The following is an 18449-nucleotide window of genomic DNA, read 5'->3' on the forward strand; positions in this document are numbered from 1 at the left end:
GGCTCCTACAAGCGAAAGCGACCTAACGACCCACTACAAGGATTTCGGGCTCCACAACTGCACGGCCCGGGCATCCACTGGCTTGGGCAATAGCTTTTCCTGGTAGAAGGCATCGGCGATTTTCTGCTGCTCGCCCAGGGCGTCGGGCTTGACCGCTTCCACCTTGTAGGTGCGGCGGCTGTTGGCCAGTTCCACCGTCGGCACGTCCAGGTTGCCCCACAGCGGGCCCAGCAGTTTTGCCGCCTCGGCCGGGTGCGCCTTGACCCAGGTGCCGGTCTTCTGCAGCTCGGCGAACACTTGCTGCAGCACCTCGGGATGGGCCTTGGCGTAGTCGTTGGAAGCCAGGTAGTAACGGCGATAACTGGCCAGCCCCTGGCCGTCGTGCAGCACCCGCGCGCCCTGCTGGCGCTGGGCGCTGGCAACGAAGGGTTCCCAGGTGACCCAGGCATCGACCTTGGCGGTTTCCAGCGCCGCGCGGCCATCGGCCGGGGTCAGGTACACCGGCTGGATATCGGCGAAGCTCAAGCCCGCTTCGCGCAAGGCGGCGATCAGCAGGTAGTGGCTGCCGGCGGCCTTGGTCACGGCGATACGCTTGCCCTTGAGGTCGGCCAGGGACTTGAGCGGCGAATCCTTGGGAATGACGATGGACTGGGCCGCCGGGGAGGGAGTTTCGCTGGCGAAATAGGTCAGTTGGGCCCCGGCGGCCTGGGCGAAGACCGGCACCGTGTCGGCGACATCGGCGCTGATGTCGACATTGCCCACATTCAGCGATTCCGCCAACGGCAGGCCACTGGTGAACTCGTGCCAGGTGATGTTGACGCCCTGCCCCGCCAGCTGTTTTTCCAGGGTGCCCTGGGCCTTGAGCAAGGCCAGCAGGGTCGAGGATTTCTGATAGCCGATGCGCAGGTCAGTATCGGCCTGGGCATTGAGGGCCATGCCCAGCGCCAGGCCGGCCAGGGCGGTGATCGACAAGCTACGACGCAAAGCAAAGGGCAGGCGCATGGGGGCGAACCTTCTGGGAGACAGGAAAGTCGCTAAAAGCTAATCGATCTAACAAATCTAAAATAAATACTTTTTAGGAATTAGCTTAGGTTCGGCTGGCAGCTCTATCTCGGCCCTGCCCCCTACGCCCGTGCCGGGCGTGCGCAGCCTGCGGCAGCGGCTACAAAAACCCAGCTCACCACAGACCCTGTAGCCGCTGCCGAGCCCGCGAGGCTGCGAAAGGTCGGGCCGCGTTCGGTACGCAGGGCCTTGCTTTTGGCTACCGACCGCACGGTGTCGAGCCGCCGAACTTTGTAGCCCGCAGGCAGAAGAAACTGTCCTTTTTCAGGGTCATCGGCGCCACGGCACACGGCAGCACGGCCTGATTGACCTCGATCGACACCCGCTCGCCCTGCAGCTCGCGCGCGTCCAAGCGGAGCTGGCAACTGCCCGCCTTGCTGGAGGAGGCATAGCCGATGGTGCCGATCACCCGGTTGTCCAGCTTGATCAGCAGAGGATTCTGCGCCGCCGACGTACATGTCGCCAAACTGGGGTGACTGGCCTGGATAGCCAGATGGTTGTCATCGCCGGTGCCTGCGGGCACCAGGGGAATGAACAGCAGCGACATCAGATGGTGAGACGACGCGGATGTCACCTTCACGTAAAGCGGCTCGGCCCCGCAGGCCAGCTTGAACGAAGTGCCCTGGTCATAGTTGCCGGTGCTGGCATCCTGCCAACCGCCGAGGCTGTCGGCCTTCCAATCGTGGCCCCATTTGTAATCGATACAACCGCCCAGGCTCAGAGCCAGGGCCAGACAAAGCGCCATCCTGTGCATACCGGCATCCCATGGAAAAAGTTCGCCAGTGTACGCCAGGCAAAGCGCCTCACGCTGCCCCTTGCAGGAACTGGCTTGCCAGCGAAGGCGCCGGCATTGGCGATGCATGTCTTGCCGGCCTCTTCGCCGGCAAGCCGACTCCTACGGGGATGGTGGTGTGGGAGGACTTGTGGAAACACCACAAGCCCCCTGTAGGAGCTGGCTTGCCAGCGAAGGCGCCGGCACCGGCGATGCACATCTTGCGGGCCTCTTCGCCGGCAAGCCGGCTCCTACGGGAATGGTGGTGTGGGCAGGTTTGTGGAAACACCACAAGCCCCGTGTAGGAGCTGGCTTGCCAGCGAAGGCGTCGGCACCGGCGATGCACATCTTGCGGGCCTCTTCGCCGGCAAGCCGGCTCCTACGCTTGGCGCTGGGCGATGGCCTGGGAGGCGGCGAGCATGGCGCGCAGCAGCACCGCGCAGCCGGCGGCGAGGTCGTCGGGGTCGGCGTTCTCGATTTCGTTGTGGCTGATGCCACCTTCGCAAGGCACGAAGATCATCCCCGCCGGGCCCAGCTCGGCGACGAAGATCGCGTCATGCCCGGCACCGCTGACGATGTCCATGTGGGACAACCCCAAACCCCGCGCGGCGCCGCGCACCGCATCGACGCACACCGGGTCGAAGTACAGCGGCGGGAAGTCCGCGGTGGGGGTCAGTTCGAAGCTCAGGCCGTGTTCTTCGCAGGTGTTGTCGATCACCTGGCGCACCTCGGCAATCATCGAGTCCAGGCGCGCCGGCTCCAGGTGGCGGAAGTCCAGGGTCATGCGTACCTCGCCCGGAATCACGTTGCGCGAACCCGGGTAGGCTTGCAGGCAGCCGACGGTGCCGCAGGCGTGAGGCTGGTGGCCGAGGGCGGCGCGATTGACCGCCGCCACCACGGCGGCGGCGCCCACCAGGGCGTCCTTGCGCAGGTGCATGGGGGTCGGGCCAGCATGGGCTTCGACACCCCGCAGCTTGAGGTCGAACCACTTCTGCCCCAGGGCGCCGAGCACCACGCCTATGGTCTTGCGCTCATCTTCCAGGATCGGGCCTTGCTCGATGTGCGCCTCGAAATAGGCGCCCACCGGATGCCCGCTGACCGGGCGCGTGCCGGCGTAGCCGATGGCGTTCAGGGCCTCGCCGACGCTGATGCCATCGACGTCGGTCTTGGCCAGGGTGTCTTGCAGGGTGAATTTTTCGGCGAACACCCCGGAGCCCATCATGCACGGCGGAAAGCGCGAGCCTTCTTCGTTGGTCCACACCACCACTTCCAGGGGCGCCTCGGTTTCCAGCTTGAGGTCGTTGAGGGTGCGCAGCACTTCCACCCCGGCCAGCACACCAAAGCAGCCATCGAACTTGCCGCCGGTGGGCTGGGTGTCGATATGGCTGCCGGTCATTACCGGCGGCAGGTGCGGATTGCGCCCGGGGCGGCGGGCGAAGATGTTGCCGATGCCATCCACCGTGACCGCGCAACCGGCCTCCTCGCACCATTGCACGAACAGATCCCGGGCCTGGCGGTCGAGGTCGGTCAGGGCCAAACGGCAGACGCCGCCCTTGACCGTGGCGCCGAGCCTGGCCAGTTCCATGAGCGACTGCCACAGGCGGTCGCGGTTGATGTGCTGATGGCTGGATTGCAGAACCTCGACGGCAGCGTTCATGGTGATTTCCTCAGGCGTTTCTTCTGGTTTTGTCGGGGGATGCGTGGCGCAACGCCCGGGATAACGGCCTAGCAAAAACCTGCTCTTGCCCAGGAGTCGGCCGGGCGGCGTACCGCTTGCCGGCGAAGGAGCCCGCAAGAGGTGCATCGCCCGTGCCGACGCCTTCGCTGGCAGGCCAGCTCCTGCAAACCGCGCGCACCTGGTGCCCGCAAGGGCGGTGGCTGGGTGTTCATGTTGGGGTCTTGGCGGTCGCCACCTGGGGGCTGCGCCAGCTGCACAGGCCGTAGTAGATCAACCCGCCCAGGGCCGAGCCGGTGAACCAGCCGTAGCTGTAGAACCAGTTGAAGGCGCTGCTGCCCAGGGACATCAGGGTCAGGGCCACCGGTACGCCGAAGGCGATGAAACCGTGCCAGTTCCACGCCGGGTAGACGTCGTCGCGGTACAGGCCGGCCAGGTCCAGGCGCTGTTTCTTGATGATGAAGTAGTCCACCACCATGATCCCGGCAATCGGCCCCAGCAGGCTGGAATAACCCAGCAGCCAGTTGGAATACACGGTCTCCAGGCTGACGTCGGAAATCAGCAGGCCGAGCTTTTTCAGCAGCTCGTGGCCCATCAGCGCCAGCCCCACCAGGCCGGTGAGGATCACCGCGGTGGTGCGACCGATCAGCTTGGGCGCCAGGTTCTGGAAGTCGTTGGTGGGCGAGACGATGTTGGCCGCGGTGTTGGTGGACAAGGTGGCGATGATGATCAGCGCCATGGCCAGGGCCACCCAGCCCGGGCTCTGGATATGGCCGATCAGGCTCACCGGATCGGAGACGGTGACCCCCACCAGCTTCACCGAGGCGGCGGTCATCACCACCCCCAGGGCGGCGAACAGGAACATGGTCAGCGGCAGGCCGAAGATCTGTCCGAGGATCTGGTCCTTCTGGCTTTTCGCGTAGCGGCTGAAGTCGGGAATGTTCAGCGACAAGGTGGCCCAGAAACCCACCATCGCCGTGAGCCCGGCCATGAAGTAGCCGGTGACGCTGGCGCCCTCGGGACGCTTGGGCGGGATCGCCAACAGCTCAGTCAGCGACACGCTGGGCAAGGCCCACACCAGCAGGCCGATGCCCACCGCCACCAGCAGCGGCGCGGACAGGGTTTCCAGCCACTTGATCGACTCGGCGCCGCGCAGCACCACCCACAGGTTGAGGGTCCAGAAGATCATGAAGCCGATCACCTCGCCGGTGCCGCCCAGGGCCTTCCAGCCCTCGAAGATCGAGCCCAGGAACAGGTGGATCGCCAGCCCGCCGAACATCGTCTGGATGCCGAACCAGCCGCAGGCCACCAGGGCGCGGATCAGGCACGGCACGTTGGAGCCGATGATGCCGAACGAGGAGCGCAGCAGCACCGGGAACGGAATGCCGTACTTGGTGCCGGCAAAGGCGTTGAGGGTCAGGGGAATCAGCACCACGATATTGGCCAGCAGGATCGCCAGCAGCGCCTCGCCGACACTGAGGCCGAAGTAGGCGGTGAGCACCCCGCCCAGGGTGTAGGTGGGCACGCAGATCGACATGCCGATCCACAGTGCGGTGATGTGCCATTTGTTCCAGGTGCGTTCCTGGACCTTGGTCGGTGCGATGTCGTGGTTGTAACGGGGGCTGTCGAGTACGTCGCTGCCGGCGTCCAGCTCGTACAAGCCGGCGCGCTCGGTCACCTGGGATCTGATCTGTTGCATGGCCGCTCCACTGTTGTTCTGATTATTTTGCTCATCAGGCCGGCGCACCAAGGGACAGCGCGCCGGACGATGGCCGGAGAACTTACGACTTCCACCCTCCGGCACATCGACCTGCGGCGGCACTCAATAAAGATGCCAAGTACTTGCGCGGTCGTTGCTGCACGGCTGGCGGAATCCATGTAAACAACTGATGTCATTGGGTTTTATGCAAGCAACTTTCAAGCCCCTGGTTAGTTGCCAATCCACTCAGGCCGGGTGTTTGGCAAGTTGTCCATTCGATCAGGACCCAAAGCAGTGCACGGTTATTTTCCTAGTTATTTCCCGGCCTTCCCAGCGCCTCCTCAAGCAGCTGATTTGACATAGGAAATCTCGACTATTTTTTGATCCTGTCAAGTGCGTCAAAATGGTGAGAGGCTGCACCATTTTGCAGATTTGAACTTTTAATCGTTATATTTCAACAAGTTATATTGAATATAAGCTTATAAAAAATATTCTTGATGTTTCTTTGAAGTGCGACTAGCTTCTAATCCTGTCACCGATGACAGGATTGTTTAAGTTATCAGTGCGTTCAATAAAAAAGTTAGAACCGACAGCAGTCGGTCATGCCTGCGAGGAACTCGGAATGTCTCTGTTGATCCGTGGCGCCACCGTTATTACCCATGATGAAAGTTATAAAGCCGATGTGCTCTGCGCAGACGGTCTAATTCGCGCCATCGGCAACAATCTGGATATTCCCGTCGGTTGCGAAGTGCTCGATGGCAGCGGCCAATACTTGATGCCCGGCGGCATCGACCCCCATACCCACATGCAGCTGCCCTTCATGGGCACCGTGGCCAGCGAAGACTTCTTCAGCGGCACGGCAGCGGGCCTGGCGGGGGGCACCACCTCGATCATCGACTTCGTGATTCCCAACCCCCAGCAGTCGTTGCTGGAAGCCTTCCAGCAGTGGCGCGGCTGGGCGGAAAAATCCGCCAGCGACTACGGCTTCCACGTGGCCATTACCTGGTGGAGCGAGCAGGTGCGCGAGGAAATGGCCGAGCTGGTGCAGCACCACGGCATCAACAGCTTCAAGCACTTCATGGCCTACAAGAACGCCATCATGGCCGCCGACGACACCCTGGTGGCGAGCTTCGAGCGCTGCCTGGAACTGGGGGCGGTACCCACGGTGCACGCGGAAAACGGCGAGCTGGTGTATCACCTGCAACGCAAGCTGCTGGCCCAGGGCATTACCGGGCCGGAAGCCCACCCGTTGTCGCGGCCTTCGCAAGTCGAAGGCGAAGCCGCCAGCCGGGCCATTCGCATCGCCGAGACCCTGGGCACGCCGCTGTACCTGGTGCACGTCTCGACCCAGGAAGCCCTGGACGAAATCAGCTATGCCCGGGGCAAGGGCCAGCCGGTCTACGGTGAAGTGCTGGCCGGGCACCTGCTGCTGGACGACAGCGTGTACCGCGATCCGGATTGGCAAACCGCCGCCGGCTACGTGATGAGCCCGCCCTTCCGCCCCCGTGGCCATCAGGAGGCCCTGTGGCGCGGCCTGCAATCGGGCAACCTGCACACCACCGCCACCGACCACTGCTGCTTCTGCGCCGAACAGAAAGCCGCCGGCCGCGACGACTTCAGCAAGATCCCCAACGGCACCGCCGGCATCGAGGACCGCATGGCCGTGCTCTGGGATGAAGGGGTGAACAGCGGGCGCCTGTCGATGCAGGAATTCGTCGCCCTGACCTCCACCAACACCGCGAAGATCTTCAACCTCTACCCGCGCAAGGGCGCGATCCGCGTCGGCGCCGACGCCGACCTGGTGCTCTGGGACCCGCAAGGCACGCGGACCATCTCCGCCAAGACCCACCACCAGCAGGTGGACTTCAACATCTTCGAAGGCAAGACCGTGCGCGGCGTGCCCAGCCACACCATCAGCCAGGGCAAGCTGGTGTGGGCCGACGGCGACCTGCGGGCCGAACGCGGCGCCGGGCGCTACATCGAGCGCCCGGCCTACCCGGCGGTGTTCGACCTCTTGAGCAAGCGCGCCGAGCGGCACAAGCCGACGGCGGTTAAACGCTGATCCCGGGGGGGCGTTGCCCCCCTATCGCGAGCAAGCTCGCTCCTACAGAAACCCATGCCCCCTGTAGGAGCTGGCTTGCCAGCGAAGGCGCCCGCAGATCCCTTGTAAGAGTCAAAGGCCTATTCGCCGGCAAGCCGGCTCCTACGGATATGGGTGATCCCAGCTATAGAAAATGCCCGTCAGAGGCAACCAAGAAACGAACCGTGAGGCCAAAACCGTGATCAAGACCTTGAACCACTTGCCCCACCCGACCCTGGACAACGCCACCCTGGCCGGCCACTTCAGCGACCTGGCGCCGCCGCTCAACGCCCGCCAGGCCCATCTGGAAGCTTCGCGCTGCCTGTATTGCTACGACGCGCCCTGCGTCAACGCCTGCCCCAGCGAGATCGACATTCCTTCGTTCATCCGCAATATCCACACCGACAACGTCCAGGGCGCGGCGCAGAAGATTCTCTCGGCCAATATCCTCGGCGGCAGTTGCGCCCGGGTCTGCCCCACCGAGATCCTCTGCCAGCAGGCCTGCGTGCGCAACAACGCCCAGGAGTGCGCGCCGGTGCTGATCGGCCTGTTGCAACGCTATGCCCTGGACAACGCGCACTTCACCCAGCACCCGTTCCAGCGCGCCGCGCCCACCGGCAAGCGCATTGCCGTGGTCGGCGCCGGCCCGGCGGGTTTGTCCTGCGCCCACCGCTGCGCCCTGCACGGCCATGAGGTGGTGATTTTCGAAGCCCGGGACAAGGCTGGCGGCCTCAACGAATACGGGATCGCCAAGTACAAGCTGGTGGATGACTTCGCCCAGCAGGAGCTGGAGTTTCTACTGGGCGTTGGCGGCATCGAGATCCGCCACGGGCACAAGCTGGGCGCCAACCTGAGCCTGACCGAGCTGCACCAGCAGTTCGACGCGGTGTTCCTCGGCCTCGGGCTGGCCGCCAGCAAGCAACTGGGGCTGGAGCATGAAGACGCCCCCGGGTTGCTGGCCGCCACCGACTACATTCGCGAATTGCGCCAGGCCGACGACCTCAGCCAGTTGCCCCTGGCCGAGCGCTGCATCGTTCTCGGCGCCGGCAACACCGCCATCGACATGGCGGTGCAGATGGCGCGCCTGGGTGCCAGTGACGTCAATCTGGTGTACCGTCGTGGCATCGAGGACATGGGCGCCACCGAGCACGAGCAGGAGATCGCCAAGGCCAATCAGGTGCGCCTGCTGACCTGGGCCGCACCGCAAGAAGTGCTGCTGGATGACCGGGGCCGGGTACGCGGCATGCGCTTCGCCCGCACCCGCATGGTGGAAGGCCGCCTGCAAACCACCGGCGACACCTTCGAACTGGCCGCCGATGCGATCTTCAAGGCCATCGGCCAGAGCTTCGACGCTACAGCCCTGAGCGACCCGCTGGCCCGGGAGCTGCAACGCAGCGGCGAACGTATCCAGGTGGACGAACACCTGCGCACCAGCATTCCCGGAGTCTACGCCGGCGGCGACTGCGTCAGCCTTGGCCAGGACCTCACCGTGCAGGCGGTACAACACGGCAAGCTGGCCGCAGAAGCCATGCATGCCCGACTGATGCTCAACCAGGAGGCTGCATAAATGACCGATCTGTCGATTGTCTTCGCTGGTATCAAGGCGCCCAACCCGTTCTGGCTGGCCTCCGCGCCGCCCACCGACAAGGCCTACAACGTGGTCCGCGCGTTCGAGGCCGGCTGGGGCGGCGTGGTCTGGAAAACCCTGGGTGAAGACCCGGCGGCGGTCAACGTGTCGTCGCGCTACTCGGCGCACTTCGGGCCCAACCGCGAGGTCATGGGGATCAACAACATCGAGCTGATCACCGACCGTTCCCTGGAGATCAACCTCAAGGAAATCACCCAGGTGAAGAAGGACTGGCCGGACCGCGCCTTGATCGTGTCGCTGATGGTGCCCTGCGTCGAGGAGTCCTGGAAAGCCATCCTGCCCCTGGTGGAAGCCACCGGTTGCGACGGCATCGAACTGAACTTCGGTTGCCCCCACGGCATGCCGGAACGGGGCATGGGCGCGGCGGTGGGCCAGGTGCCGGAGTATGTCGAGCAGGTGACCCGCTGGTGCAAGACCTACTGCTCGCTGCCGGTGATCGTCAAGCTGACGCCGAACATCACCGACATTCGCATGGCCGCCCGCGCCGCCCATCGTGGCGGGGCGGACGCGGTGTCGCTGATCAACACCATCAACTCCATCACCAGCGTCGACCTGGAGCGCATGGTGGCCCACCCGATGGTGGGCAGCCAGAGCACCCACGGCGGTTATTGCGGCTCGGCGGTCAAGCCGATCGCCCTGAACATGGTCGCGGAAATTGCCCGCGATCCGCAGACCCGCGGCCTGCCGATCTGTGGCATCGGCGGCATCGGCAGCTGGCGCGATGCGGCGGAGTTCGTCGCCCTGGGCTGCGGCGCGGTGCAGGTGTGCACGGCGGCGATGCTGCATGGCTTTCGCATTGTCGACGAGATGAAGGACGGCCTGTCGCGGTGGATGGACAGCCAGGGCTACCACAGCCTGCAGGACTTCTCCGGGCGCGCGGTGGGCAACACCACCGACTGGAAGTACCTGGACATCAACTACCAGGTGATCGCCAGGATCGACCAGCAGGCCTGCATTGGCTGCGGCCGCTGCCATATCGCCTGCGAAGACACCTCGCATCAGGCGATTGCCAGCCTCCGGCAAGCCGACGGCAGCCATGTATATGAAGTGATCGACGACGAATGCGTGGGTTGCAACCTGTGCCAGATCACCTGTCCGGTGCAGGACTGCATCGAGATGGTGCCCCAGGACACGGGCAAACCGTTCCTCGACTGGCTGCACGACCCGCGCAACCCCTACCGCGAAGCTGTTTGAGAGAGAGGCCTGCTCTTGCCGGCGAAGGCGGTCTTGCGGGCCCCTTCGCTGGCAAGCCAGCTCCTACGGGAAGCGGCGATGCAGGTTCAGGGTTCCAGCCCGATACCCCGCAGGATGACGCTGGTGACGGTCTGCACCGCCCGTTCGAATTGCAGGTCCGACAGGGGCTGGTGGTCGTTGAGGATCATCACTTGATGATCGAAGTCGGCATAGTGCTGGGTCGAGGCCCAGATCATGTACAGCAGGCTCGACGGCTCCACCGGCAGGATCCGCCCGTCCTCCACCCACTGGCGGATCTTCGCTTCCTTCATCTTCGCCCAGTCGTACAGGCTGGCATCCAGGGTCTCGCCCAGGGTCGGGGCGCCGTGCATGATTTCGTTGGCCCAGACCTTGGAGCCATAGGGCCGGCTGCGTGAATGCTGCATCTTGGCGCGGATGTAGCTGCTGAGCACCACCCGCGGGTCATCGAACATCTCGAAGCACAATGCGTCCTGTTTCCACACATCCAGCAGGTCCAGGAGCACAGCGCTGTACAGCTCGTTCTTGGTGCTGAAGTAGTAATGCAGGTTGGAGCGCGGCAGTTGCACTTCTTCGGCGATGTCGGCCATGGCGGTGCCGGCATAGCCCTTTTCAGCGAAGATTTTCTCGGCACCCAGGAGGATCTTTTCCACGTTGCTGCGACGAATCTCGATCTTGTGATTGCCCATGAGGGCTCCTACGAAAACAGTCTGGGGCAAGACTAGCATCCGCCCGCCCGCTGCGGGGAGCTGTCAAGCCTGCGACATCGCCGGCCTGCGTCGGTCTTTCACCACCCGGCCATATTGGGTAGGATCGGCCTCCCGCTCATTTGCAGCAGCCACTGCGGTGCTCCGTCCAGGCGTTAATTCGCGACACGGGCATACAGGTCTCTGCCCGAATGCCGGCCCTGCACCATCGCCGGCCATCTGTCCTGTTACCGATGGAACATGCTCATGAAGATTCGCCCTCGCGTCGCTGCGGACGACGCCCTGCTGACCGCGCTCTGGGAGCGTTCGGTCCGCGCCACCCATGACTTTATCGCTGAAGACGATATCCAGCGCCTGTACCCGCTGGTACGCGACAGCTACCTGCCGGCCCTTGAGGCCTGGGTCTGGGAGAACCCCGACGCCAGCCCCGGCGGTTTTATCGCCACCAGCGACGACACGGTACAAATGCTGTTCATCGAACCGGCCCAACGGGGCCAGGGCATCGGTCGAAAGCTCCTGGATCACGTACGCCGTCCCGGCCTCAAGGTCGACGTCAACGAACAGAACCCTCAGGCCCATGGTTTCTACCGTCGCTACGGCTTCGTCGACTGCGGTCGTTCGGAAACCGACGGTGAAGGCCGGCCGTTTCCGATCATTCACATGCAGTTGCAAGACCAATGAGCCCCATTCTCTTTAAAGGTAAACCTGCCATGTCCCTGAAAAACCTCTTCACCACCACCGCCCTGCTGACCTCCCTGCTGGCCGCCAGTTCGGTGTTCGCCCACGCCCACCTGAAAAGCTCGACCCCGGCGGCCCAAGGCAGTGTCAGCGCGCCCAGCGAGCTGCGTCTTGTATTCACCGAAGGCGTGGAAGCGGCCTTCACCCAGGTCAAGCTGAGCAAGGACGGCGCCCCGGTGGAGGTCAAAAGCGTCGCCACCGAAGGCGCGGACAAGAAGACCCTGGTGGTCACCCCGGCCGCCACGCCGCTGCGCGCCGGCGAGTACAAGGTGGAATGGCACGCCGTGTCGGTGGATACCCACAAGAGCGAAGGCAGCTACAGCTTCAAGGTGAGCCAGTAATCCATGGCGTCATGGCTGGTGCTGTGCCGCTTCGTGCACTTTGCGGTGGTGCTGACCCTGGTGGGCGCCTGGGTGTTTCGCCCGCTGTTGCTGGGCCGTGATTCCGCGCACAACGGCCATGGCGCCGTGCATCGACAGCTCGAACGGCTCAGCCGCTGGTTGACGCTGATCGGCCTGGCCAGCGGCCTGTGCTGGTTGCTGCTGATCACCGCCAGCATGGCCGGCTCCTGGCCGGCAGCGCTGGACCCGGCGACCGTGCAGTTGGTGCTGGGCAAGACCTTCTTCGGCCAGGTGTGGAGCTGGCACCTGTCGCTCAACCTGCTGTTGCTGGGCCTGCTGCTGACCCCGCTGGGCCGGCGCCTGCCACTGCAACTGGGCCTGGGCGCCCTGCTCCTGGCAACCCTGGCTCCGGTGGGCCACGGCGCCATGCTCGATGGGTTGGCGGGGCAGATGCTGATCCTCAATCAGATCGTGCATTTAAGCTGCGTCGCCATCTGGTTGGGGGGCTTGCTGGTGTTGTTGCTGGTGTTGCGGCAACCCGCTGGGCTGTCTGTCGAGCCCTTGTTAAAGCGCTTCAGCGGCGTGGGTTATGGGCTGGTAACCGGCTTGCTGCTAACCGGCCTGATCAACGTGCGGGTGCTCACCGGGCAATGGTGGCCGACTCCATTGTTCAATGGTTTTGCCCTGATCCTGCTGATCAAGGTGCTGCTGGTGGCGGGGATGCTGGGGCTGGCGCTGTTCAACCGCCTGCGGATTCGCGACTGCGACCAGCGCCTTGCCAGCCTGCACAACAGCGTGCAGCTGGAATGGCTGCTGGGAGTGGCCGCAGTGGCGGCGGTCTCGTTGCTGGGCACCTTGCCGCCGATGCAGGCGGTCTAAACCTCAGCCTGTAGGAGCTGGCTTGCCAGCGAAAGCGTCGGCAGCATCGCTGCAAATCTTACGAACCGCTTCGCCGGCAAGCCGGCTCCTACGCAAAGCATCGAGCCTTGGGAAAACCCAGCCCTTGTAGGAGCTGGCTTGCCAGCGAAGGCTTTGCAGCATCGGTGCAAATCTTGCCGGCCCCTACGCCGGCAAGCCGGCTCCTACGTGAGGTGCTGTTTCGGCTATTGGCTGGTATCAATGCTGACCACCACCGACAACCCCGGGCGCAGGCGTTCAAGCTCCGGCTGGTCCGGGTCGACGGTGATCCGCACCGGCACCCGCTGGGCAATCTTGACGAAGTTGCCGGTGGCATTGTCGGCCTGCAGCAAGGCGAACTCGGAACCGGTGGCCGGGGAGATCCGCTGCACCTTGCCGCTGAATTTGCGGTGGTTCAGGGCGTCCACGGTAAAGCTCACCGGCTGCCCGACCCGGACGTTGTCCATCTGGGTTTCCTTCATGTTGGCAATCACCCACAGCTGGTTCGGCACCAGGGCCATGAGCTGGGCGCCGGAGTTGACGTAGGCCCCCAGGCGCACGCCGATCTGCCCCAGCTGGCCGTCCCGCGGGGCGAGGATGCGGGTGTTGGACAGATCGATCCGCGCCAGTTCCACCGCGGCTTCGGCGCTGGCCACCGCCGCTTCCAGGGAGCCGCGGTTGACGATCACGGTCTGCAGGTCCTGGCGGGCTATTTCCAGTTGCGCCTGGGCCTGGGCCACGGCGGCCACGGTCTGGGCATTGGCCGCGCGGGTCACGTCCAGTTCACGCCGGGACACCGAGCCGTCGGCAATCAGTGCTTCGTTGCGTTGCAGGTCGGCCGCGCTCTTGCGCGCCTGGGCCTGGCTGTCGACCAGGGCCGCCTGGCGCAGCTTGATGGTGGCTTCGGCGCTGTTGCGCTGTTGCAGGGCATTGGCCAGGGCCGCCTTCTGCACCGCCAGTTGCGCCAGGGACTGGTCCAGGCGCTGCTGGTAGATACGGTCGTCAAGGCGCACCAGTAGGTCGCCGGCCTTGACCTGCTGGAAGTCCTGCACCGGCACCTCGAACACGTAGCCACTGAGCTGCGGGCCGATGATGGTCACCTGCCCCCGCACCAGGGCGTTCTCGGTGCTTTCGATGGCGCTGGAGAACGGTGGCAGTTGCCAGGCGTAGAGCACGATCAGCACACCAACGATGGCGATGGCGGCAAAGCCCAGGGACGAGATGATGCGCACCGCCAGCGGCCGTGGCTCGGTGGCCGGCATGGTCGGCGGGCCGCTGGGCTCGGGAGTCGAGGCAATGGCGTTGGTGGTGGGGTTGACGGTTTCGCTCATGAAGAAGAGGCACCACTTTGTTGAACGGGAGCCGGGGCGGCAGGCGCGACCGCTTGGGTCGTGCTCATCAGCCACAGGCTGCGAATGAATATCCAGATCATGGTCAGTACCGCAATCACCGCGATCAGCATGAATACATCGTTATAGGCCAGTACGTTGGCTTCGCGCGTGGCCGCGGTGGCCAGGCTGCGTATGCCTTGCAGGGTGCGCAGGTCCGGGTCGGCGATGACCTTGCCGTAGGCCGCCCCGCCGCTCTGTACCCGGGCCAGGACCTGGGGATCGAGCAGGGTCAACTGCTCGACGATATGGCTGGAATGGTACTTCTCGCGCACGATCTGGAAGGTCCCGAGCAAGGCCGAGCCGATCAGCCCGCCAAGGTTCTGGCAGATGCCGAACAGCACCGAGAAGCTCACCAGGTTGCGCGGGTTGGTCAGCACGTTGCGGGTGCCCAGGACCATGGTCGGGCCAAGAAAGAACGTACCGCCGAAGGCCAGCAGGAACTGGCTGAAGTACATGTTGGCCGGGCGCGTGAGGTTGCTCGAAAAGCTGTCCATTACCGACCCCACGGCCATCAGCGCCAGGGAAATGACCAGTGGCATCAGCAGGTGCGCCGGGTTGATGGTCAGGGCGCTGGTGGCCAGCCCGGCAATGCTGCCCAGCAGCATCACCCCGTAGAGCATGCGCATCTGCTGGCTGCTCATGTTCAGCGCCTGGAGAAAGCCTACGGCGCCGGTGGACTGTTCCGACAGCACCATGCGAATCAGTATCACTGCCAGGGCCAGGCGGATTATCGCCCCGCTGCCCAGCCAGCGGGTCATCAGCATCGGGTTGCTGCGGTTATGTTCGATGCACAGCCCCGCCATGATCAGCAGGATCGAGGCGGCGCTGGCGTAGCCGATCCACGGCGCCTCCAGCCACCAGTCGATGCGCCCCAGGGACAGCACCGCGCACAGCAGGGCCACGCCAGTGGCCAATAAGGCAAAGGTCAGGAAATCGAGTTTCTCGAAGGTACGGAAGCGGTCCCCCGGCGGCAGCTTGAGCATGAACACGCAGCCCAGGGAGGTCAGCGCCAGGCCCAGTTCGAACAGGTACAGGCCGCGCCATTCGGCGATCTGCAGCAGGTCCTCGGAAAACAGCCGGGCCAGGGGCAAGGCCAGTTGCGAGGCGCCCAGCCCCAGCACCAGGGCCTTGAGCCGCCACTTCGCCGGGAAGGCCTGGACCATGTAGTACAGGCCCAGGGAGCTCAGCGCCGCGCCGACCATGCCGTGGGCCGCGCGCACGGCGATGGCCGAGCTCAGGTCGTTGACGAACAGGTGGCCGAAGGTCACCAGGGCGTAGAGCACCAGGAACACTTCGGTGAAGGCGCGCAGGCCGAACTGCTGGCGAAACTTCACCAGCAACAGGTTCATCGACACGTTGGTCATCACGTAGGCGGCCGGCAGCCAGGCCATTTCCGCGGTGGTCGCCCCCAGCGCCCCCTGCAGGTACGGCAGGTTGGCGATCACCAACGAGTTGCCCAGGCCACCGGTGATGGCCACCAGCAAGCCCACCAGCGCGTAGGCCAGGCGCTTGTGGGTGGGGTGCAACGGTGTCGAGGGGGAGCCGGGCAAGCTGGGCTTTTCGTGGGGCTGCCAGTTGCGCGGGGCGTAGTGATCCATGCCATGACCTTGTGCTGTGCCGGCCGCTGTTGCGGCGGTCGGCGATATTCCCGGTGGTCCGGCAGTCTGCCGGAAAATCCCGCCGCCCAGGCAATGCCCGGGCTTGCAGGATGAATTTTATTTTAAGGCGCTGGCGTCGGTGGCTTTTTTTCGGAATCCTGCATGCGCTGGCCCCCGTCCTTCCCTGCCCTCGCCTGTTGGAGCCCGAATGCCGCTGAACTTTGTGAAGATGCACGCCAATGGTGACGACTTCGTGCTGATCGATGCCCGTGGCCGCACCAACCCGATCACCCGCGAGCTGGCCAGGGCCCTGGGAGACCGCCGGCGTGGCATCGGTTTCAATCAGTTGGTGGTGCTCGGCGATTGCAGCGACAGCGCGGCGCAACTGACCTTCTTCAACGCCGATGGTTCCAGCCTGGACACCTGCGGCAGTGCCACCCGGGGCGCCGCCGACCTGCTGATGCAGGAAAGCGGCGTCACCTCGGTGCAGGTGAAAACCGCCCGCGGCCTGCAGCAATGCCTGCGTCTTGAGGATCGGTCGGTGTCGGTGGAAATGGGCCTGCCTTCGTTCGACTGGCAGGCCATCCCCCTGGCCCGAGAGCTGGACAGCCTGCACCTGCCACTGCCGGGAACACCGGCGGCGTGCAGCATGGGCAACCCCCATTGCAGTTTTTTCGTCGACGACCTGGCACCGCTGGACATTGCCACGCTGGGCCCACAGATCGAGAGCGACCCGCTATTTCCGCACAAGACCAATGTGCACTTCATCCAGGTGATCGACCGCCAGACCATCCGCCTGCGCATCTGGGAGCGCAATGGCGCCATCCCCCTGGGTTCCGGCTCCTGCTCCTGCGCAGCGGCAGTCAACGGCATCCGCCGCGGCCTGCTGGACAGCCCGGTGCAGGTGCTGTGCGATGGCGGGCCGGTAATGGTGAGCTGGGACGGCCAGGGCAAGGTGCGCCTGGCCGGCAGCGTGACCCGGGTGTTCAGCGGGTCACTGTGAAGGGATTTACTTTTCCTACATCCAGCCCAGCCATTTCCACCAGGTCATGGCGAACACCAGCATCAGCAGGTAGCCGATCAGCGTCACCAGCAGCCCGACCTTGGCGAACTGCCGGGCATTGAAGGTCTCGGTGCCCAGGCAGACCATGTTCTGCGGCGCGTTGATCGGCAGGATGAAGCCGTAGCTGACCACAAAGCCCAGGAGCATGGTCATGCCCAGGCGGCTGAACTCACCCGGCAGGGTCTGCAGCACGGCGATCAGGATCGGCAGCAAGGCCGAGGTCAGCGCCGTGGCGCTGGCGAACCCCAGGTGGATGAGGATCAGGAACGCCGCGAGAATCGCGAACACCGCCAAAGGCCCCACCTGGTCCAGGCCGGTATGGGCCACCACCTGGCTCCCCAGCCATTGCCCGGCCTGGGTGCTGAGCAGCGCCGACCCCAGGCTGATGCCGACGCCGAAGACGATCACCGTGCCCCAGGGAATGCGCGACTGCACATCCTTCCAGGTCATGATGCCGATCCGCGGCAGCAGCAGTATCACCAGCCCGGCGTAGGTGGTGGTCGTGGTGTCGAAGGGGTGCAGCTTGCCTTCGGTGGACCAGGCCAACAACAGCAGCACCGACACCGTCAGCAGGCGTTTCTGCGGCCCGGTCATGGGCCCGATGTCCGCCAGGGACTGGGCCACCGCCTCCTTGCCGCCGGGAATGCTGTCGGTTTCAGGCGGCAGCAGTTTCAGCACCAGCCACAGCAGCACCAAAGACATGATCACCGCCCAGGGCGCCCCGGCGATCAGCCAGTCGAGCCAGGCCACGCGCTGGCCGAGCATCTTGTCCATGAAACCCACGGTCAGCAGATTCTGCGCCGCGGCGGTCTGGATCCCGACGTTCCAGATGCTGGTGCCCTGGGCCACGACGATCATCAGCCCGGCGGCGATATTGGAACGCTTGTCGACGCCGAAGGCGGCAATCACTCCCATCATGATCGGCACCACGCAGGCACTGCGCGCGGTGGCGCTGGGCACCAGCAGGCTGAGGAGGATGGTCACGGCGATGGCGCCGATAAGGATGCGCCGGGTGCTGGTGCCGACCCGGGTCAGGGTCACCAGGGCGATGCGCCGGTCGAGGCCGGTGTGGGTCATGGCGGCGGCGATGAACAAGGCACCGGCCACCAGGGCCAGGGCCGAATTGGAGAACCCGGTGAGGGCCAGGCCGATGGCCGCCGAGCTGCCATAGAGCTGGCTCGGGTCCTGCAGGGTCGGCGCGGTGCCGATGAGGAAGGCCATCAAGGCGGTGATCATGATCGCGCTGGCCTCGTAGGACACCGCCTCGCTGATCCACACCACCACGGCAAAGGCCAGGATCGCCAGCATCCGGTGCCCCGCCACCGGCAGGTCGGCGGGCAGTGGCAACAGCAGCACGGCAACCATCGCCAGCACGGCGATCAGCAATCCAATCGGTAATACAGCCTTGGCCGTGGGCGCCGTTGTTTCAGGCTTGGACATGGGCCTTTTCCTTTTCAATTGGACAGGCGCCGAGCATGGCGCAAAACCCCGGAAAGCGCCTTGATGAAGGTCAAGCACGGCGTCCTGCAAGGGCTCAAGCTGTCTGCGGGCTGAACAGGAAAACAC

At 64.6% G+C, this 18449-nt stretch carries 15 protein-coding genes; 7 read left to right on the top strand and 8 right to left on the bottom strand.

Annotation, left to right across the window (positions count from 1 at the left end; genetic code table 11):
• Nucleotides 1-33: 33 nt before the first annotated feature.
• The 4 genes from BM382_RS05765 to BM382_RS05780 form a co-directional block, all read right to left on the bottom strand.
• On the bottom strand, nt 34-1002 hold the full coding sequence (locus BM382_RS05765) for an aliphatic sulfonate ABC transporter substrate-binding protein (RefSeq protein ID WP_019093858.1): 969 nt from the start codon (nt 1000-1002) through the stop codon (nt 34-36).
• Between the two features lie 259 nt (nt 1003-1261).
• Nucleotides 1262-1816 carry a hypothetical protein gene (locus BM382_RS05770; RefSeq protein ID WP_103291034.1) on the bottom strand — a complete coding sequence of 185 codons (555 nt, stop codon included), beginning with the start codon at nt 1814-1816 and terminating at the stop codon, nt 1262-1264.
• Between the two features lie 397 nt (nt 1817-2213).
• On the bottom strand, nt 2214-3491 hold the full coding sequence (locus tag BM382_RS05775; protein WP_072442231.1) for a Zn-dependent hydrolase: 1278 nt from the start codon (nt 3489-3491) through the stop codon (nt 2214-2216).
• 229 nt (nt 3492-3720) lie between these two features.
• Nucleotides 3721-5208, bottom strand: a complete 1488-nt coding sequence (locus BM382_RS05780) for an NCS1 family nucleobase:cation symporter-1 (RefSeq protein ID WP_072442233.1) — start codon at nt 5206-5208, stop codon at nt 3721-3723.
• A 622-nt stretch (nt 5209-5830) separates the two neighbouring features.
• On the opposite strand from BM382_RS05780, the gene hydA reads away from it, so the two are divergent.
• From hydA to preA, 3 genes are all read left to right on the top strand, one after another.
• Nucleotides 5831-7270, top strand: a complete 1440-nt coding sequence (hydA, locus tag BM382_RS05785) for a dihydropyrimidinase (protein WP_072442236.1) — start codon at nt 5831-5833, stop codon at nt 7268-7270.
• A 217-nt stretch (nt 7271-7487) separates the two neighbouring features.
• A complete protein-coding gene (locus BM382_RS05790; protein WP_170866303.1) occupies nt 7488-8855 on the top strand; it encodes an NAD(P)-dependent oxidoreductase in 1368 nt (455 codons plus the stop codon).
• Nucleotides 8856-10130, top strand: a complete 1275-nt coding sequence (gene preA / locus BM382_RS05795; RefSeq protein WP_072442240.1) for an NAD-dependent dihydropyrimidine dehydrogenase subunit PreA — start codon at nt 8856-8858, stop codon at nt 10128-10130.
• Nucleotides 10131-10216: 86 nt separating this feature from the next.
• Here the strand turns inward: preA and BM382_RS05800 are convergent, their stop codons facing one another.
• Nucleotides 10217-10837, bottom strand: coding sequence for a TetR/AcrR family transcriptional regulator (locus tag BM382_RS05800; protein WP_011060841.1), 621 nt, complete (start codon nt 10835-10837; stop codon nt 10217-10219).
• A 264-nt stretch (nt 10838-11101) separates the two neighbouring features.
• Here BM382_RS05800 and BM382_RS05805 point away from each other — a divergent pair, with 264 nt between their 5' ends.
• Genes BM382_RS05805 through copD form a run of 3 tightly spaced genes read left to right on the top strand, consistent with a single transcriptional unit; the run spans nt 11102 to nt 12813 of the window.
• Nucleotides 11102-11536 carry a GNAT family N-acetyltransferase gene (locus BM382_RS05805; protein WP_011060840.1) on the top strand — a complete coding sequence of 145 codons (435 nt, stop codon included), beginning with the start codon at nt 11102-11104 and terminating at the stop codon, nt 11534-11536.
• Nucleotides 11537-11565: 29 nt separating this feature from the next.
• Nucleotides 11566-11934: a copper homeostasis periplasmic binding protein CopC gene (copC, locus tag BM382_RS05810; RefSeq protein ID WP_011060839.1), complete on the top strand. Its 369-nt coding sequence runs from the start codon at nt 11566-11568 to the stop codon at nt 11932-11934.
• A gap of 3 nt (nt 11935-11937) precedes the next feature.
• On the top strand, nt 11938-12813 hold the full coding sequence (gene copD / locus BM382_RS05815; RefSeq protein ID WP_072442241.1) for a copper homeostasis membrane protein CopD: 876 nt from the start codon (nt 11938-11940) through the stop codon (nt 12811-12813).
• 224 nt (nt 12814-13037) lie between these two features.
• On the opposite strand, the gene BM382_RS05820 is transcribed toward copD, so the two are convergent.
• Together BM382_RS05820 and BM382_RS05825 are read right to left on the bottom strand one after the other, a co-directional pair.
• Entirely contained in the window at nt 13038-14162 is a 1125-nt protein-coding gene (locus BM382_RS05820; RefSeq protein ID WP_072442243.1) for an HlyD family secretion protein, read from the bottom strand.
• Nucleotides 14159-15820 (bottom strand): MFS transporter, encoded by a 1662-nt coding sequence (locus BM382_RS05825; protein WP_011060836.1) that lies wholly within the window; start codon nt 15818-15820, stop codon nt 14159-14161. The genes BM382_RS05820 and BM382_RS05825 overlap by 4 nt, the downstream gene beginning before the upstream one ends.
• Nucleotides 15821-16028: 208 nt before the next feature.
• On the opposite strand from BM382_RS05825, the gene dapF reads away from it, so the two are divergent.
• Nucleotides 16029-16823: a diaminopimelate epimerase gene (gene dapF, locus BM382_RS05830; protein ID WP_072442245.1), complete on the top strand. Its 795-nt coding sequence runs from the start codon at nt 16029-16031 to the stop codon at nt 16821-16823.
• A gap of 15 nt (nt 16824-16838) precedes the next feature.
• Here dapF and BM382_RS05835 read toward each other — a convergent pair whose 3' ends face one another.
• Nucleotides 16839-18323, bottom strand: a complete 1485-nt coding sequence (locus BM382_RS05835) for a DASS family sodium-coupled anion symporter (RefSeq protein WP_072442247.1) — start codon at nt 18321-18323, stop codon at nt 16839-16841.
• Nucleotides 18324-18449 lie beyond the last annotated feature (126 nt).

Source organism: Pseudomonas sp. NFPP25, assembly GCF_900116505.1.
GTDB lineage: Bacteria > Pseudomonadota > Gammaproteobacteria > Pseudomonadales > Pseudomonadaceae > Aquipseudomonas > Aquipseudomonas protegens.

What these genes read in the sequence shown, in the direction of transcription:
- BM382_RS05765 (WP_019093858.1), bottom strand. Translation starts at nt 1,002, where the DNA reads ATGCGCCTGCCCTTTGCTTTGCGTCGTAGCTTGTCGATCACCGCCCTG.
- BM382_RS05770 (WP_103291034.1), bottom strand. Translation starts at nt 1,816, where the DNA reads ATGCACAGGATGGCGCTTTGTCTGGCCCTGGCTCTGAGCCTGGGCGGT.
- BM382_RS05775 (WP_072442231.1), bottom strand. Translation starts at nt 3,491, where the DNA reads ATGAACGCTGCCGTCGAGGTTCTGCAATCCAGCCATCAGCACATCAAC.
- BM382_RS05780 (WP_072442233.1), bottom strand. Translation starts at nt 5,208, where the DNA reads ATGCAACAGATCAGATCCCAGGTGACCGAGCGCGCCGGCTTGTACGAG.
- hydA (WP_072442236.1), top strand. Translation starts at nt 5,831, where the DNA reads ATGTCTCTGTTGATCCGTGGCGCCACCGTTATTACCCATGATGAAAGT.
- preA (WP_072442240.1), top strand. Translation starts at nt 8,856, where the DNA reads ATGACCGATCTGTCGATTGTCTTCGCTGGTATCAAGGCGCCCAACCCG.
- BM382_RS05800 (WP_011060841.1), bottom strand. Translation starts at nt 10,837, where the DNA reads ATGGGCAATCACAAGATCGAGATTCGTCGCAGCAACGTGGAAAAGATC.
- BM382_RS05805 (WP_011060840.1), top strand. Translation starts at nt 11,102, where the DNA reads ATGAAGATTCGCCCTCGCGTCGCTGCGGACGACGCCCTGCTGACCGCG.
- copC (WP_011060839.1), top strand. Translation starts at nt 11,566, where the DNA reads ATGTCCCTGAAAAACCTCTTCACCACCACCGCCCTGCTGACCTCCCTG.
- copD (WP_072442241.1), top strand. Translation starts at nt 11,938, where the DNA reads ATGGCGTCATGGCTGGTGCTGTGCCGCTTCGTGCACTTTGCGGTGGTG.
- BM382_RS05820 (WP_072442243.1), bottom strand. Translation starts at nt 14,162, where the DNA reads ATGAGCGAAACCGTCAACCCCACCACCAACGCCATTGCCTCGACTCCC.
- BM382_RS05825 (WP_011060836.1), bottom strand. Translation starts at nt 15,820, where the DNA reads ATGGATCACTACGCCCCGCGCAACTGGCAGCCCCACGAAAAGCCCAGC.
- dapF (WP_072442245.1), top strand. Translation starts at nt 16,029, where the DNA reads ATGCCGCTGAACTTTGTGAAGATGCACGCCAATGGTGACGACTTCGTG.
- BM382_RS05835 (WP_072442247.1), bottom strand. Translation starts at nt 18,323, where the DNA reads ATGTCCAAGCCTGAAACAACGGCGCCCACGGCCAAGGCTGTATTACCG.